We start from the raw sequence: 15,934 nt of genomic DNA, 5'->3' as shown, positions 1-15,934 counted from the left end.
CAACGAGAAAAAGTTTTTATCATGTGAAAATATTCACTTTTTGTTTATTGTATGCTATTATAATGTCCAGAGATTGCTCGAAGCAAGGGCAATCCTCAAAGAACATCATGATACGATGTCGAGTATTTGGCTGATAATCTAAGGGAGTTAGAAAACGATAATCTTTTTGACCAAATTCAAATTTATCAAAGAGACAGAAGTTACATCTTTGATTCTTAAACTAATGAAGGTTCATCGGCTGATGTTCTACAAGGATACCTCTTCAGGAAATGGTGCATGGTAGAAGAAGAGATGTTGAAGATGGAGCAGAAACGATTTAGGAAGCTATATGATAAGTAAAAGGAAAAACTTATGGAAATTAAAAAAATTTATGTTCAAAATTATCGTTTATTGAAAGATTTTGCCTTAGAGCTGAAAAGTGGTTGGTGGATGATGAAAATAATTGATTATGTAATAGAATCGATAAAAGTAAAGGAGTAAAAAATGAAATTTGAAAAATATACTAAGATAGATGATTTATCTAGACAATTTGCTTTGACAAATGAACAATTGCTGGAATATTTATTTTTAAATGATATTGAAATATTCAGCGAAAATGATGATATAGATTTATCGGACCAAAAAATAAAAGAACTTCTTAAAAGACTTAATGCTACAAAGAAAAAAAATCACAACAACAAATCTGGACTTAAATCTATAAAAATAGAAGGGTTATTTGGCAAATATGACTATAGTCTTGATTTTAGAAATGATATAGCAATATGGATTTCTGAAAATGGAGTTGGTAAAACAACAATATTAACTATAATAGTTGCTATTTTAACAGGAGATGCAAGAACCTTATATGATATTAATTTTAAAAAAATTTCAGTTAATATATCAAATAATAACTATATTATTGATAAACAAAAGCCTACTTCATCATTCAAAGATAAAGATAGCATTGAATATATAAATCGACATATGATGTATTTATTAGAGGATTTGGATAGGTATCTTCCTAGAAATTTTTCTCTAAAAATTAGAAATGAGATAATACATAATAGATATATTGATCCATCTATGTTGGATGAAATAATCTCTAGGCTGCCATATGATGAAAGATTCAATAATGATAGGTTAGATCAAATCATACATAAGATTAAAGATTTACAGTATAGTGATTTGTATGATGAGATTTATAGAATTAAAGATATATTAAGGGAAGAAATTGTTTTTTATCCTACATACAGGCGAGTGGAAGTTGGCTTTGAAAAAGTATTTTCTACTAATCCAAAAAAATATGTAAACAGAGAGTTAACTACTAAATACATGGGATTTGGAATGAGTGATGTGAAAAACAGGATAAGAAATCTGTTAGAGAAATTGCGTAAAGATGCAAATGCAGCATATATAGAGATGAATGCGAATATTATTAGTGAATTGTTAGCAGATCGCATAGGTAATTATATAGATGATTTTGGAAATATTGATATGCACAAAGTAGATGTAGTTATTAAAAGGATAGGTGAAGAGAGGATAGACAATATTGATAAGCTCAGACCATTTTTAACATCTAAAAAATTTAATGAAAATAATTCTAATATAGAATTTTTGATTTATTATTTGCAAAAGCTAGTGAATATATATAATTCACAGGAGGCTATTGATAAAAAATTAAGTAAGTTTGCTCAGGTTTGTTCTAAATATCTTTCTGGGAAAAAAATAGAGTATGATGAAACAATGCTGACTATGAATGTATTTGATAATGATGGATTAAAAATTGATTTTGATGATCTTTCATCCGGAGAAAAGCAAATAGTTTCAATATTTTCTAAAGTTTACTTAGATGTCACATCTCCTTGTATTTTTATAATCGATGAACCTGAAATTTCATTATCTATCGAATGGCAAAAAGAATTTTTAAAAGATATATATGATTCAGAAAAGATAGCGTTACTTATAGCGACTACTCACTCTCCATTTATATTCAAAAACGAATATTTAGAGTATGTAACAGAATTAGAAATGTATAAGGAGAAGTATAATGTCAAGAAGAGATAAAATGAGAGAGGAGTCTGACTGTGTAGAGGCGATTCTTTTGAGTTATATTAATACAAAATCATATCAATCAATGTACCTGTTTTTTGAAGGAAAAGATGATTTTAAATATTATTGCCCAAGAGTATTTAATATTTTTCATATGGAAGAGTATGAAAAATATGATTGTAATGGAAAAGAAAATGTTATCAAAATACATGATTTAATTAAAAAGAAGACCTCAGATGATCATAAAATTGTAAAAATGTTTTTTGTAGATAAAGATTTTGATGATAATTCTTTATTGGATGATGATATTTATGTAACACCAACATATTCAATTGAAAATTTATATTTCACAGATTACGCCATAAAAAATATGATTAAAGGAGAAATGGGTTTATCTAGTCATTCTAAAGAAGATGAGGCGGATTTTCATGTGGCATTTAATTATCTTAGAAAATGTCGATATGAGATTATTAATAACATTATTTATGGTAATGCTTATTATTCATTACAAATAAAAAAAGCATACATTTTAGGTGTCGATAAACCTAATTTAGTTCCAATTAAAAAATATGATGCAATAAAAAATATTTTAAGTGTAGAAGATGTTAAAGATAAAGTTAAAAACTGCATTGAAATAACAGAAGATGAAATAAAAATGGAATGTTCAAGATTGAAGAGTGAGCCAGTTAAACTTTTACGTGGTAAATATCTTCTAGAGAAAATGCCAAAATATATAAATAAAATAGTTGAAGAATCAAATAAAGGGATAAAGTGTGCAGATCATATGTTTTCAAAAAAACGACATATGTGTTTAAATACCTCAGAATCAACATTAATTTCAGATTTATCAAATTATGCAGAAACTCCGACATGTCTAATTAATTATATACAAGAAAGATGCTCTGTTATATAGAGGAGATAAAAAGATTATCTCTCCATATCCTTGCCCATGTAAATTCCATAGTTCTTTCGTATTTGATACAGCTCGTCCATTGTAGTTTTTGAGGAAGAATACTCTTGCATCAGAGTATTCTTTTTTTTTTGCAGTTTATCAAGTTTATCTAAAATATCCTTTGAATTCGGTAGCTTTGAATAGGATTTTTTTAGCTTAGATAGAGCAATTTTATAGCGGGTAATTTCAGCTTTATGCTCTTCAAAAAATGCCTTGTCAGACGGATTTGCCCTATATTCTTTATAGTAGGCTCGATACTTTTTAACAGTATGAACTTGCTCCATAGTATCAGAAAGCAGTTGCATATCCTTGTCAAATTCTTTAATTTTATCTTGTAAGTTCTGTCTTTCTTCAGCACTTTTTTGAATATGTTCATCAAGTTGTTTAATGGATTTAATGCCATGTTCTCTGATGAAAATAACTGACTCAGCCATTGTGTTTAAGTTATGTTTGGTTGCCCAATACTCATAACCTTTGCTCTCTTTCACCTTGGCATTGGTATTCATAAGATTGAGATTGTTTGGAAATTTGATGGATAGGATTTTTGAACATATAATAGTAACATACGGAGCAAATATTATTGGATAAAAAATGAAAAATTATGTATCCAATACTTGACACAAGGGTGTCAAGTATTCTATAAATGTAGTCTCGATTTTCTTTAATTTCATAATGTAAGGTTTTGATAAAAATAATAGGCTTAGTGAAATTAATTGTTTCAATATTTTTTTGATTTTATTTTACTTCATGACCATTTAATTTTTCTCTTTCTAGACTACATTTTTTAATACTTTTTGTATTAGAGCTTTATAAAAAACGTGACTGTTTAGATTTTACCAACAGTTACCATCCATTTAACAAGATAAAGATTAGTTTTGTTAAATTGCAAAAAAATAAAAAATGAATAATAATACAAATAACATTGACAGGTATAACTTAAAATGATAAAATAAACTCAACAAATTAAAGGGTTACAAAAAAAAGATGTTTTATAACTAATTATCATCAATTACTCAATAGATTAAATATTTGGAGGTGGAATTATGGATTTTTTCTTATACTATTTCTCGCTATTAATTTAATTAGCGAGAAGTTATTCAAATTTTCATGCTAGCAGAATTTGAAAAATTGTTTTTTATCACACTTAATAAAGGGGGGAAGTCTATGAAAACTTCATTAACGAAAAAAATTAAATCACTTACAGTTGCAGCCGCAATTCTTACAACAGTAGCAACTGCTGCTGGAGCAGCTGCCGCTACTCAGTATCCTGGTGGTGGTGTATGGACATACGGAGCAGCAAATGGCGGTGCATATTCTAATTACTATCATGGTTCTAAACATCATAGTTCAACTGTAGTTAGCCGTAAAACGGGTGCATCTAGCAAAGGATATGCTGATGCAGGTCAAACATCTCGAGCTTGGATTAAAACAAGCTGGGGAGAGAGAGCAGCATTTTACTATAATTATTAGTTTTGAAACTAAATTAGGCTGATAGCAGATATCAGCCTAATTTTTATAGGAGGATATGTATGAAGCGTATATTCGTTTGGGTGTCTACTGTTTTAATATCATTGTTTTTATTATTAACAATTTACACTAATAAACACGTTATTATTTTTTCAAGTTATGAATCAGTCAATATTGTTGGTAAAAGGGATGATATGAGAATAATTTCTAGGGAAACTTTCACATCTACTTTGAATGAACTGGCTGAAAAATCAGAAAGTATCATTGCTAGGAGGATTGTAGAGCCACAGCGAGATGGTAAAACTCGGTTTGCATATGACATCTATGGTGAGGGGGAGTTACCTAAAGAAATTCAAGTTGCTTCAGAACAAACATCTTTGACAAGTGATTTAGTTAGTAGTTACCTTATATTAGTTCCTGGCTCATTGTCTAGTCAGAAATTATCAACCGACATTTATGAACTGGGTTTTAAAAATGTTATTTTCCCTTCCGAATCCCCAATTAAAGCATTGATATCAGTTTCAGTTAACGAAACATCTATTATTGGATTGGTTTTGTTACTTTTAACCTGGATTTCAATAGTGCTTATTTATAGTATTAAAGATCTTAGGGCAGCAGGAATTCGTTATATTTCGGGATGGGATTATTATAAGATTTTGTCTCATGCTATAACATCTGATATTCAACTAATTTTTATAGCGAGTGCAGTCTCAAGTTTACTTGGTGTTTTTACTTTTATCATTACAAATAATTTTCAGCTTCACATGATGGCAATATTTCTCCTAGGAATACTCGCTTATGCGGTTTTGTTAGTTTTACTTTCTGTAGTGCTAAGTTTAATCTACATCATTAATTTGAAAGGATCAAATCTTGTAGAAATTTTAAAAGGAAAACTACCATTAAAACGATTATTGTTTTTACTCTTGATTGGGCAATTATCTTCTACCGTTGCTGTAGGTTGGACATTTAATAGTTTATTAAATCATCATAAAGAGATAGCAATAAAAGAAAAGGCTGCGAGAGATTGGGAAAGAAATAAGGATTACTTTCAGTTAACATTTAGCTATAGTGCAGCAATGGGCGGGGAAAAAGCAGAGCAGAAACTGACTAAAAAGTGGTATGACTTTGCTCGTGAAACGATAGATAAGGATAATTCACTATTTATTTATTCGGCTATTGAACAGTTATATTATGAAAATATTTTTAACAAAGAACAATCTGTAAATTCTCATCAAGATGACCCAATTATTTTTGTTACTCCAAATTATTTAAACGAAGCCAAAAGTAATTTTAATGAATCTTTTATACAAAAAATGAACAAACTTTCTCTGGGAGAATTTGGACTTGTTATTCCTGAGCGATTGAGTAGTCACAAAGCTGATATAGAAAAACTTGTTGAAAAAAGAATGTCTGGATTTGCAAGTGTAGATTTGTTTCCTGAACATGAACATTTATTTAATGTAGAAGCAATAACAACTATAGCAAAGAAATCAAGAAATTATTTTATCTACAATACCAGTCAAAGTGTAAGTACTCAATATTTAGAAGATCCTATTATTATTGTGACAACACCACAAGCAATGGGAGATACTCCAAGTAGTCATCTTTTTTGGGGTGCTAACATTGCAACTTCATTACATATGAAAAATTATGACAGAATTGAGGAAAAACTTAAAGAGTCGGGACTTTATCAGTCAGTAGCCTATATTTTAAATGACCGCCTATCTTACCTAACAGTATTGAATGATAATCGTTTAGCATTTGCAATACTAACTGTAGGTACACTATTAGGTTTTTTAACATCAATTTTACTCTTCGATACAATGCATTTACTATATTTTGAACAGTTTAGAAGGGATATCTTAATTAAACGCTTAGCAGGTTTAACTTTTGGAGAAATTCATAAGAATTATTTGCTGTTACAAACAATAACACTTTTTATTGGTGGAGTAATACTATCTTTTATTTCACGTCAAATAATTATTGGGACCTTGGTTCCTTCACTATTTGTGCTTAATACTATCTTAATTCTTTATGTTAAGAGTATACGTGAAAATAAAGTAGCTATTACTGTTTTGAAAGGAAAGTAAAAATGTTAGAAGTTAAAGAAGTAAAAAAATCATTCTCGGATAGAATTATTTTAAATAATATAAGTGTTAACTTTGAAGAAGGTAAGGTTTATGCTCTTACTGGCGAGAGTGGTAGTGGTAAAACAACGTTGCTTAATTTGTTAGGAAAACTTGAAGAAAGCGATTCTGGACAGATATTATATAACAGTCAGGACATACAGACCTTATCATCTCATAAGTTCTATAAAGAATATCTTGGTTATTTATTCCAAAATTTTGGTCTTATGGAAAGTCATAGTATTGATGAAAATTTAAATTTAGGTTTGGTTGGCAAAAAAATATCCAAAGAGGACAAAAAACGAGTGAAATTAGAAGCACTTAGAAAAGTTAATTTATCACACCTATCATTAAAACAGCCGATATTTGAATTATCAGGAGGTGAGGCGCAACGGGTGGCTCTTGCCAAAATAATACTGAAAAACCCCCCCATTATTCTAGCTGATGAACCAACAGCTGCACTAGATCCTAGAAATTCTGAAGAAGTTATGGAAATCCTATTGTCTTTAAAGAGTCAAAATAGAATTATTATCATAGCTACCCATAATCCCATTATTTGGGAAAAAGCTGATGTTGTTATTAAAATGGACGATTTATTAGAGGTATAAATGGGAAAGTTTAACTATTATAGAATAAAACGACCACAGAAAACAGATAAAGATGAAGAAGTTATAATTTTTGAGAATTTAATAGATGATATTCAGGCAGTCCAGATATTAGTAAGAAATCAAATAATTGACTTAGTAATACTTCATCCATTTCAAAAATTTTATTATTCAATTCCTGATAATTATCTTGGTGAAAAATTAATAGTTCTATAAAAATTTTCTAAAACATAAGTTTATTGAGTTTTATTAAATGGATGAAAAATCGTACATTTTAAGATATTTACTTGTAAAATGATTACGAGCTTGCTATAATAAAGTTAATATAGCGACTAGTGTCGTGACATTTTTCTGATTTTTAAAGTAGCTTTTATTTGCTTTAGCAAATAGAAAGAGGAGTTGTTTAGAATGAATAAAACAAAACTAATTTCGTTAGTCGTAACAACAGGATTCCTTATGGTGTCAATATCTAATTTTTTTAGAGAGTTATCACCGATACTCTTCACGTTGAATATTATTGGATTTTCTTGCTTCCTATTATTGCTATCAGTCACTATTAAGCGCCTCATTTTAGAGAAGTGATTTATCGACACCAGTTTTGGCTGGTGTTTTTTTCTGTGGTAAAATCCTAAACTGTCAGATGGTATGCTTAGGTTATGCCGCAAAAAAGGGTAACACGCATGATTGATAAAACCAAAAAACTTACTCTCATGGCAATGGATTTTAGTTTAGGGCGACAGAGTGGTATCGAAAATCTTCCACTCGCTGGAAGACCTAAGTCTTAAAATCAAGAACGATATCCACTGGTGGAATCATCACCGAATTCATAGCAGTATCAACTACCAAACACCAATGACTAAGTGAGTCATCGATTAACAAAAACACTCTATAAAATTTGTATAGAAAAGTAAAGACTACTCAATCAAAACCTCATGCATATCTCGACTAATCTGCTCAAACTTTTGAGATTGCCAAAGGGAGAACCACTTTGTGGCAGCTAGCTGTTTATCATCAGTCATGATTATTAGCTATAAAATAGAGTGGTACTCTATCTGCCATGATCACAATATACACTGAATAGATGGTTAGGTGAAATGAGAGATAATAAGCAGTTTTAAGATTATGTGATTAGCCCAACTTATAAATTGGTCTTTGTTAATTTAGAAGGATTTGAAGGGTTTTTAAGATGGAAGCAAAGAGCGGTAAAATAAAGAGAATCATGATATAATATAGAATGGTTATATTTCTATGATTGATTTTTCATTCCAAGTTTAAGGAAACCAAAATGTACTATAGAACAAAAACTAATTCAAAAGGAATTAGTCGATATGAGGTTGTAGATAAACATAAGGATTACTAACTGGCATGTAGAAGACAGCTGTTGTAAGTTATCATAAAAACACGAGTCGCGCTCGAAGATAAAATTGAGATATTAATTAATAGCAGTGAAGCCCAATTTAATTCCCAGTTGATAAGAATTTTCGGAGAGTTAAAGATGAGTTGGCTAGAAACCTGGTCAGTATCTGTCAAGCCTCAGACAGTAAAAAGAGAATTCCTTGTGATAGAACGTCTTGGTGAAATTATTGGTGGTGATTATTTACTCAAACGTCTAACAGCGTTGTTGATGAAAAAGTGTTTGACTACCTATAGGGAGAAAAGCATTAGATAAATTTATTGATAGGAATCATTTTAGATTTGAAACATTAAAAGCTTGGTCTAGTAAATATTCCAAAATATTAAAATAGAAAATAATTTTGATTCAAAAATACTTGAATTTTCTTTAGCTGATTTTAGAGAAAAACTTGGTGAATACAAAATCTTGGTGCCTGTTTGGTGCCTAGTAGACAACAGGCAGGTTTTAAGTATAAAAAACTGCTACGAAAGGAATTATAAACTTATGGCTACTATTCAGTGGTTTCCTGGACACATGTCCAAAGCAAGAAGACAAGTACAAGAAAATATTAAACATGTTGATTTTGTAACTATCTTAGTAGATGCTCGTTTGCCTTTATCAAGTCAAAACCCTATGTTGACTAAAATTGTTGGCGATAAGCCAAAACTCATGATTTTAAACAAGGCTGATTTAGCAGACAGTACAATAACAAAAGAGTGGACAGATTACTACGAGAGTAAAGGAATCAAAACACTTGCCATTAACTCTAAGGAGCAATCTACGGTTAAAAAAGTGACTGAAGCTGCAAAGATATTGATGGCTGACAAAATTACGAGACTACGAGAACGTGGGATCAATAAAGAGACCCTTAGAACAATGATTATTGGTATCCCAAATGCTGGGAAATCAACTCTCATGAATCGTCTAGCTGGTAAAAAAATTGCCGTTGTCGGCAATAAACCTGGCGTGACTAAAGGGCAACAATGGCTAAAATCAAATAAAGAACTTGAAATTTTAGATACTCCAGGAATTTTATGGCCTAAGTTTGAGGATGAGTTGGTCGGTTTAAAATTAGCATTGACCGGCGCTATTAAAGATCAATTGTTACCGATGGATGAAGTGACTATTTTTGGCTTAAATTATTTCAAAAAACATTACCCAAACAGGCTTCAAAAACGATTTAAAATGCTTTCTCTGGACGAAGATGCTCCAGACAATATTATTAATATGACGCGTCAGTTAGGGTTTAAAGAAGACTATGATCGATTTTATGATTTATTTGTCAAGGAAGTTCGTGATGGTAAATTAGGGCAATACAGTTTAGACCGTATTGAGGATATGAATGACTAATAGTATTAAAGACATTAAAGCACAGCTAGATAAGATTACTAAACCAGATGATCCTTTTTTAACAGAGCTAGCATCTGATGCTCGAATCGGTGTGCAAAAAGCCCTCATAAGACAAAAAAAGATTATCGCAGCGGCCATAGCTGAAGAAGCAAGGCTTGAGCGTTTATTAACCTACGAGAGACAACTCTACCAAGAAGGCTTTAAAGCTATCGCAGGTATTGATGAAGTTGGGCGTGGCCCTTTGGCAGGACCGGTTGTCGCAGCCTGTGTTGTTCTCCCTCAAAACTGTAAAATTAAAGGGCTAGACGACTCTAAAAAAATACCAAAATCAAAGCATGATGCCATTTACCAGGCTGTTTTAGAAAAAGCAAAAGGAGTAGGTGTCGGGATCATTGATCATGATACCATTGATCGTGTTAATATTTATGAGGCAACTAAATTAGCTATGATTGCTGCGACCGACCACTTAAAGGGTGAGGTTTCTCAGCCGGATTATCTTTTGATTGATGCCATGTCGCTCAATCTGCCGATTCCTCAGCAATCTATTATTAAGGGAGATGCTAACTCATTATCAATTGCTGCAGCATCTATTGTCGCCAAGGTCACCAGAGACCATTTGATGGCTGATTATGATAAACAATTTCCTGGTTATGACTTTGCTCAAAATGCTGGCTATGGGACCAAAAACCATTTGTGTGCCATACAAACTCTAGGTGTCTCTCCGATTCATCGAAAGAGTTTTGAGCCGATAAAATCATTCATAAGTAAGGATTAATTCTAGAATCTTATCAAACCTTTTTTAACGATTGAAAACAAAAAATTCTGATTTTCAGAATTTTTTCGAATAATCAGTTAGAGAGGTAGATGAATGAATAATTTTGAATTGTATAAATTAAAAAGAGCTGGTCTAACAAATCTGAACATCCTCAATATTATTGACTATCAAAAATCCAACCAAAAGTCTTTGTCTCTAAGAGATATGGCAGTGGTGTCTGGATGCCGAAAACCAGCGCAATTTATTGAGAATTACAAGCAACTAAATCTTAAAACCTTACGAGAACAATTTAGAAAATACCCAACTGTGTCAATTTTAGAAACGTCCTATCCTTTAGCTTTAAAAACAATCTATAACCCACCTGTTTTACTTTTTTACCAAGGTGATTTATCGTTACTAGAAAAACCCAAATTGGCTGTGATTGGCTCGAGAAAATCTAGTGATATCGGCACCCAATCCGTCACTAAGATTATCAAAGAGCTCAATAATCACTATGTTATTGTTAGTGGTTTGGCCAGAGGAATAGACACTAGCGCTCATCTTTCTTGTCTTAGAAACGGCGGGCAAACCATTGCTATCATCGGAACTGGATTGGATAGGTACTATCCAAAAGAAAATCAAAAAATACAAGACTATCTCGGTAAAAATCACCTCGTTATCACTGAGTATGGTCCAGGAGAAGAAGCCTTGGCTTATCATTTTCCAGAAAGAAATCGTATTATTGCTGGCTTGAGCCGCGGAGTCGTTGTGGTTGAGGCTAAAAAGCGATCAGGATCTTTGATCACATGTCAATTAGCTATGGAAGAAGGGCGAGACGTTTTCGCCATTCCAGGAAATATCATTGACGGAAAATCAGAAGGCTGTCTGCAATTAATCCAAGAAGGTGCAAACTGCATCACAAGCGGTCATGAAATCCTTTTAGAATACCAAAATTATTAATCTTTCTTCCTATTATAGATTTTTTTATTGACAGTTCCTAAAAAATGGGATATTATTCTATAAGCTTTAACCATTACTGTTATAGGAAGTGTGTCGAATTGGTAACAAAAACTACAACTAAGCCAAAAAAAGGGACCAAAAAGTCCCCAACAAAAAAGAAAACTAGTGCAACTAAAAAAAATCTAGTAATTGTTGAGTCTCCTGCCAAAGCTAAAACGATTGAAAAATACTTGGGACGCAATTACAAAGTCGTGGCCTCAGTTGGTCATATCCGTGATTTGAAAAAATCATCAATGTCTATTGACTTTGATAATAATTATGAACCCAATTACATCAATATCCGTGGTAAAGGTCCTCTCATCAACTCGTTAAAAAAAGAGGCTAAAAAATCTGCTAAAGTCTTTCTTGCAAGTGACCCAGATAGAGAAGGGGAAGCAATTGCTTGGCACTTATCACATATTTTAGGGCTAGATGAAGAAGACAACAACCGTGTTGTCTTCAATGAAATTACAAAAGATGCCGTAAAAAATGCTTTTGTAGAGCCTCGAAAAATTGATATGGACTTGGTGGATTCTCAGCAAGCACGTCGTGTTTTAGACCGTATCGTTGGGTACTCGATTTCACCTATTTTATGGAAAAAGGTGAAAAAAGGCCTTTCAGCAGGTCGTGTGCAATCTGTTGCACTGAAATTAATCATCGACAGAGAAAATGAAATAAAAGCTTTTGTTCCTGAAGAATACTGGTCTATTGATGGTTTCTTTAAAAAAGGGAACAAGAAGTTTCAAGCAAGTTTCTATGGCCTTGATGGCAAAAAAATGAAGCTTGAAACAAATGATGATGTTAAACTAGTTCTTTCTAGAATCACTCATGATGAGTTTTCCGTGAATAAAGTTGAAAAGAAAGAGCGTCGTCGTAATGCACCAATGCCTTATACAACCTCTTCGTTGCAGCAAGATGCCGCCAATAAAATTAATTTTAGAACACGTAAAACCATGATGGTTGCCCAACAACTCTACGAGGGGATTAATTTAGGTTCTAATGGCACACAAGGTTTAATTACCTACATGCGTACCGACTCTACACGTATCAGTCCGGTTGCTCAAAATGATGCTGCTCAGTTTATTAGCGAGAAATTTGGCACCAACTATTCAAAACATGGTAATCGTGTTAAAAATGTCAGCGGGGCTCAGGATGCCCATGAGGCTATTAGACCCTCCAGTGTTCAGCATACTCCTGAATCCATTGCAGCATTTTTAAACAAAGATCAGTTAAAATTGTACACACTAATCTGGAATCGCTTTGTAGCTAGTCAGATGACCCCTGCGGTTTTTGACACTGTAAAGGTAACCTTAGAGCAAAATCAAGTGACGTTTATTGCTAATGGTAGTCAAATGAAGTTTGATGGCTATATGGCAGTTTACAATGATTCTGATAAAAACAAGATGCTTCCCGACATGGAAGAAGGGGAAGTGGTCAAAAAGGTCTCAACCTCTCCAGAACAGCATTTCACACAACCACCAGCACGCTATTCAGAAGCTACTTTAATCAAAACCCTAGAAGAAAATGGTGTTGGCAGGCCCTCAACCTATGCACCAACTCTTGAGGTTATTCAAAAACGTTACTATGTTAAATTAGCTGCTAAACGTTTTGAACCAACAGAACTAGGTGATATTGTCAATCAATTGATTGTGAATTTCTTCCCTGATATTGTTGACGTTAAGTTTACCGCTGAAATGGAAAACAAACTTGACCAGGTAGAAATCGGGAAAGAAAAATGGCAAAAGGTTATTGATGAGTTTTACAAACCATTCACCAAAGAATTAACTAAAGCAGAAGCTGAAATTGAAAAAATTCAAATTAAAGATGAACCTGCTGGTTTTGATTGTGACCTATGTGGTCATCCGATGGTTATCAAATTAGGCCGCTATGGGAAGTTTTATGCTTGCAGTAATTTCCCTGAATGCCGAAACACAAAAGCCATCACCAAAGAAATTGGAGTTACCTGTCCGATTTGTCAAAAAGGACAAGTCATCGAACGCAAAACCAAACGAAACCGTATTTTTTATGGATGTGATCGTTACCCTGAATGTGAATTTACCTCATGGGATTTGCCAGTCGGACGATTCTGTCCTAAATCTGAGGATTACCTCGTTGAGAAAAAAGTACGCGGCGGTGGCAAACAAGTCATTTGTAGCAATGAAAATTGTGATTATAAAGAAGAAAAAATAAAATAGTTTTACGACATGATAGAGCCAACGAAAGCAAAAAGACATTTTTGATTTTGTTGGCTTTTTGAGAGTTTTTTATCAGATGTATTCTTTTGCTTTATGCTGATTTTTGATATAATAGTCAAAATAAAATATATTAGAAAGATTTGTGAGTATGGGAGCTACATCGCCATTCTCAAAGAGGTATTAGTCTATTGTCTCAATCTTATATTAATGTTATTGGTGCAGGTCTTGCAGGATCTGAGGCTGCTTATCAAATTGCTAAGCGTGGTATTCCAGTCAAGCTATATGAAATGCGAGGAAAAAAAGCAACCCCTCAGCACAAGACAACCCATTTTGCTGAATTAGTCTGTTCAAACTCATTTCGAGGGGACAGCTTAACAAATGCTGTCGGACTTTTAAAAGAAGAAATGCGTCGCTTAGATTCATTGATTATGCGAGCAGGTGAAGCTCACCGTGTGCCAGCAGGTGGTGCTATGGCAGTTGATCGCGATGGGTATGCAGAGGCTGTTACCGCAGAAATTAGTGCGCATCCGTTGATTGAGGTCATTCGTGATGAAATCAAAGATATTCCTGATGATGCCATCACAGTCATTGCAACAGGTCCCTTGACATCAGATGCCTTGGCAGAAAAAATTCATGCTTTAAACGGTGGCGAAGGATTTTATTTTTATGATGCGGCTGCACCGATTATTGACAAATCAACCATTGACATGAATAAAGTTTATCTCAAATCACGCTATGATAAGGGAGAAGCGGCTTACTTGAATTGTCCAATGACCAAAGATGAGTTTATGGCTTTCCATGAAGCTTTAACAACTGCAGAAGAAGCCCCTTTAAATGCTTTTGAGAAAGAAAAATACTTTGAAGGTTGTATGCCTATTGAGGTCATGGCTAAACGTGGGATTAAAACCATGCTCTATGGACCGATGAAGCCTGTTGGCTTAGAATACCCTAAAGAATATGAGGGACCTCGTGACGGAGACTACAAGACGCCTTACGCAGTTGTTCAGTTGAGACAAGACAACGCTGCTGGTAGTCTCTACAATATTGTAGGTTTCCAAACGCATTTAAAATGGGGAGAACAAAAACGTGTTTTTCGCATGATTCCAGGACTTGAACAAGCAGATTTTGTTCGCTACGGAGTGATGCACCGCAATTCATACATGGATTCACCAAATCTATTAACAGAAACATTTCAATCACGCGCTAATAAGCAGCTCTTTTTTGCGGGTCAAATGACAGGAGTTGAAGGTTATGTAGAATCTGCAGCGTCTGGTTTGGTAGCAGGAATTAATGCTGCTCGTCAGTTTAAAGGGCAAGAGCAGGTCATTTTCCCCCACACAACAGCTATCGGTAGTTTGCCTTACTACGTTACTCATGCTGAAAGCAAGCACTTTCAACCAATGAACGTGAACTTTGGCATCATCAAAGAATTAGAAGGCCCACGTATTCGCGACAAAAAAGAACGCTATGAAGCCATTGCTCAGCGTGCTTTAACAGATTTAAGTGATTATTTAGAAGTGTAGCAAATGATAAAAAAGCCAGTTGAGAAATAATCTCAACCGGCTTTTTTTGATGACTCTGTTTATTTTTTAGCAAATGGTAACTTTATTTTCTTGAGGGAGTCCACAGTGTCAGCTAATTTTTGATTGCGTTCGACCGCTCGAAGGTTTTCTTGATCAAGCAGTTCCTGACTTTTTTCAATCACGTCTAGGGTGACATAGTATAACTTAACTAGACTTCCTATGCGATGTTTTCCTGACTTGGGAGACATGGCAACGACCTCATTGATATGAGCAGTTACCCATTTTTTATGTGGCTTAATCGGCAACGTTGCCACAACAAAACCTAATCGCTCTAAGTGTTCCTGTGCTTTATCGACAGGCAAATTAATCACGTCATCCAAATGAGTGATGTTCATGGTTTTTGCATGCTGATATTCCATATGTTTTTCTATAATAGGGCGAGTGTTATCAATGGTTTTTCCAATAATTTCAGTTGTATCAGGAATGAATGAAATTAATTTTCCAACAGCACCTAGTGATTTTTTGATTTTTTTTCCCATTCG

13 protein-coding genes and 6 pseudogenes are annotated in these 15,934 nt (G+C 33.3%); 16 read left to right on the top strand and 3 right to left on the bottom strand.

All coding sequences use genetic code 11. The features are described from left to right. Positions 1-79: 79 nt before the first annotated feature. From AKK44_RS09170 to AKK44_RS00720, 4 genes and pseudogenes are all read left to right on the top strand, one after another. Positions 80-339, top strand: a pseudogene (locus AKK44_RS09170) (hypothetical protein); the annotation flags it as partial. A gap of 12 nt (positions 340-351) precedes the next feature. After that, positions 352-480, top strand: coding sequence for a hypothetical protein (locus AKK44_RS09325; protein ID WP_269082422.1), 129 nt, complete (start codon positions 352-354; stop codon positions 478-480). 3 nt (positions 481-483) lie between these two features. Beyond that, positions 484-2,043: an AAA family ATPase gene (locus AKK44_RS00725; RefSeq protein ID WP_082385483.1), complete on the top strand. Its 1,560-nt coding sequence runs from the start codon at positions 484-486 to the stop codon at positions 2,041-2,043. Beyond that, complete coding sequence (locus tag AKK44_RS00720) at positions 2,027-2,941, top strand: DUF4435 domain-containing protein (RefSeq protein ID WP_054278086.1); 915 nt, start codon at positions 2,027-2,029, stop codon at positions 2,939-2,941. The genes AKK44_RS00725 and AKK44_RS00720 overlap by 17 nt, the downstream gene beginning before the upstream one ends. A 14-nt stretch (positions 2,942-2,955) precedes the next feature. Here the strand turns inward: AKK44_RS00720 and AKK44_RS00715 are convergent. Next, positions 2,956-3,486 (bottom strand): annotated as a pseudogene (locus AKK44_RS00715) (relaxase/mobilization nuclease domain-containing protein); the annotation flags it as partial. A 658-nt stretch (positions 3,487-4,144) separates the two neighbouring features. Between AKK44_RS00715 and AKK44_RS00710 the strand changes: the two are divergent. From AKK44_RS00710 to AKK44_RS08555, 5 genes and pseudogenes are all read left to right on the top strand, one after another. Then, positions 4,145-4,450: a lactococcin 972 family bacteriocin gene (locus AKK44_RS00710; protein WP_054278150.1), complete on the top strand. Its 306-nt coding sequence runs from the start codon at positions 4,145-4,147 to the stop codon at positions 4,448-4,450. Between the two features lie 59 nt (positions 4,451-4,509). Then, on the top strand, positions 4,510-6,537 hold the full coding sequence (locus AKK44_RS00705; RefSeq protein ID WP_054278085.1) for a DUF1430 domain-containing protein: 2,028 nt from the start codon (positions 4,510-4,512) through the stop codon (positions 6,535-6,537). Positions 6,538-6,539: 2 nt separating this feature from the next. Then, positions 6,540-7,181 carry an ABC transporter ATP-binding protein gene (locus tag AKK44_RS00700; RefSeq protein ID WP_054278084.1) on the top strand — a complete coding sequence of 214 codons (642 nt, stop codon included), beginning with the start codon at positions 6,540-6,542 and terminating at the stop codon, positions 7,179-7,181. Beyond that, a complete protein-coding gene (locus AKK44_RS00695) occupies positions 7,182-7,394 on the top strand; it encodes a hypothetical protein (RefSeq protein WP_054278083.1) in 213 nt (70 codons plus the stop codon). 540 nt (positions 7,395-7,934) lie between these two features. Further along, positions 7,935-8,042, top strand: a pseudogene (locus tag AKK44_RS08555) (IS3 family transposase); the annotation flags it as partial. 56 nt (positions 8,043-8,098) lie between these two features. Here AKK44_RS08555 and AKK44_RS09420 read toward each other — a convergent pair. Further along, positions 8,099-8,203 (bottom strand): annotated as a pseudogene (locus AKK44_RS09420) (SAG1252 family conjugative relaxosome accessory protein); the annotation flags it as partial. A 36-nt stretch (positions 8,204-8,239) separates the two neighbouring features. On the opposite strand from AKK44_RS09420, the pseudogene AKK44_RS08550 reads away from it, so the two are divergent. The 7 genes and pseudogenes from AKK44_RS08550 to trmFO form a co-directional block, all read left to right on the top strand. Continuing rightward, positions 8,240-8,389: pseudogene (locus tag AKK44_RS08550) on the top strand (DNA-binding protein); the annotation flags it as partial. Positions 8,390-8,463: 74 nt separating this feature from the next. Beyond that, positions 8,464-8,835: pseudogene (locus tag AKK44_RS08545) on the top strand (tyrosine-type recombinase/integrase); the annotation flags it as partial. A 240-nt stretch (positions 8,836-9,075) separates the two neighbouring features. Then, positions 9,076-9,921, top strand: a complete 846-nt coding sequence (gene ylqF / locus AKK44_RS00690; RefSeq protein WP_037594386.1) for a ribosome biogenesis GTPase YlqF — start codon at positions 9,076-9,078, stop codon at positions 9,919-9,921. After that, positions 9,914-10,696 (top strand): ribonuclease HII, encoded by a 783-nt coding sequence (locus AKK44_RS00685; protein ID WP_054278082.1) that lies wholly within the window; start codon positions 9,914-9,916, stop codon positions 10,694-10,696. The genes ylqF and AKK44_RS00685 overlap by 8 nt, the downstream gene beginning before the upstream one ends. Before the next feature lie 93 nt (positions 10,697-10,789). Continuing rightward, positions 10,790-11,635, top strand: coding sequence for a DNA-processing protein DprA (gene dprA / locus AKK44_RS00680; RefSeq protein ID WP_054278081.1), 846 nt, complete (start codon positions 10,790-10,792; stop codon positions 11,633-11,635). A gap of 98 nt (positions 11,636-11,733) precedes the next feature. Beyond that, positions 11,734-13,869 (top strand): type I DNA topoisomerase, encoded by a 2,136-nt coding sequence (gene topA / locus AKK44_RS00675; protein ID WP_054278080.1) that lies wholly within the window; start codon positions 11,734-11,736, stop codon positions 13,867-13,869. 188 nt (positions 13,870-14,057) lie between these two features. After that, positions 14,058-15,392 carry a methylenetetrahydrofolate--tRNA-(uracil(54)-C(5))-methyltransferase (FADH(2)-oxidizing) TrmFO gene (trmFO, locus tag AKK44_RS00670; RefSeq protein WP_054278079.1) on the top strand — a complete coding sequence of 445 codons (1,335 nt, stop codon included), beginning with the start codon at positions 14,058-14,060 and terminating at the stop codon, positions 15,390-15,392. 59 nt (positions 15,393-15,451) lie between these two features. Here trmFO and AKK44_RS00665 read toward each other — a convergent pair whose 3' ends face one another. Next, positions 15,452-15,931 (bottom strand): PASTA domain-containing protein, encoded by a 480-nt coding sequence (locus AKK44_RS00665; RefSeq protein WP_054278078.1) that lies wholly within the window; start codon positions 15,929-15,931, stop codon positions 15,452-15,454. Positions 15,932-15,934: the final 3 nt, after the last annotated feature.

The sequence above is a fragment of the Streptococcus phocae genome (genome assembly GCF_001302265.1).
Lineage (GTDB): Bacteria > Bacillota > Bacilli > Lactobacillales > Streptococcaceae > Streptococcus > Streptococcus phocae.
This window is presented reverse-complemented; position numbering and strand designations above follow the sequence as displayed.

Excerpts from the sequence above, each read along its gene's own strand:
- AKK44_RS09325 (WP_269082422.1), top strand. The coding sequence starts at position 352 with ATGGAAATTAAAAAAATTTATGTTCAAAATTATCGTTTATTGAAAGAT.
- AKK44_RS00725 (WP_082385483.1), top strand. The coding sequence starts at position 484 with ATGAAATTTGAAAAATATACTAAGATAGATGATTTATCTAGACAATTT.
- AKK44_RS00720 (WP_054278086.1), top strand. The coding sequence starts at position 2,027 with ATGTCAAGAAGAGATAAAATGAGAGAGGAGTCTGACTGTGTAGAGGCG.
- AKK44_RS00710 (WP_054278150.1), top strand. The coding sequence starts at position 4,145 with ATGAAAACTTCATTAACGAAAAAAATTAAATCACTTACAGTTGCAGCC.
- AKK44_RS00705 (WP_054278085.1), top strand. The coding sequence starts at position 4,510 with ATGAAGCGTATATTCGTTTGGGTGTCTACTGTTTTAATATCATTGTTT.
- AKK44_RS00700 (WP_054278084.1), top strand. The coding sequence starts at position 6,540 with ATGTTAGAAGTTAAAGAAGTAAAAAAATCATTCTCGGATAGAATTATT.
- AKK44_RS00695 (WP_054278083.1), top strand. The coding sequence starts at position 7,182 with ATGGGAAAGTTTAACTATTATAGAATAAAACGACCACAGAAAACAGAT.
- ylqF (WP_037594386.1), top strand. The coding sequence starts at position 9,076 with ATGGCTACTATTCAGTGGTTTCCTGGACACATGTCCAAAGCAAGAAGA.
- AKK44_RS00685 (WP_054278082.1), top strand. The coding sequence starts at position 9,914 with ATGACTAATAGTATTAAAGACATTAAAGCACAGCTAGATAAGATTACT.
- dprA (WP_054278081.1), top strand. The coding sequence starts at position 10,790 with ATGAATAATTTTGAATTGTATAAATTAAAAAGAGCTGGTCTAACAAAT.
- AKK44_RS00665 (WP_054278078.1), bottom strand. The coding sequence starts at position 15,931 with ATGGGAAAAAAAATCAAAAAATCACTAGGTGCTGTTGGAAAATTAATT.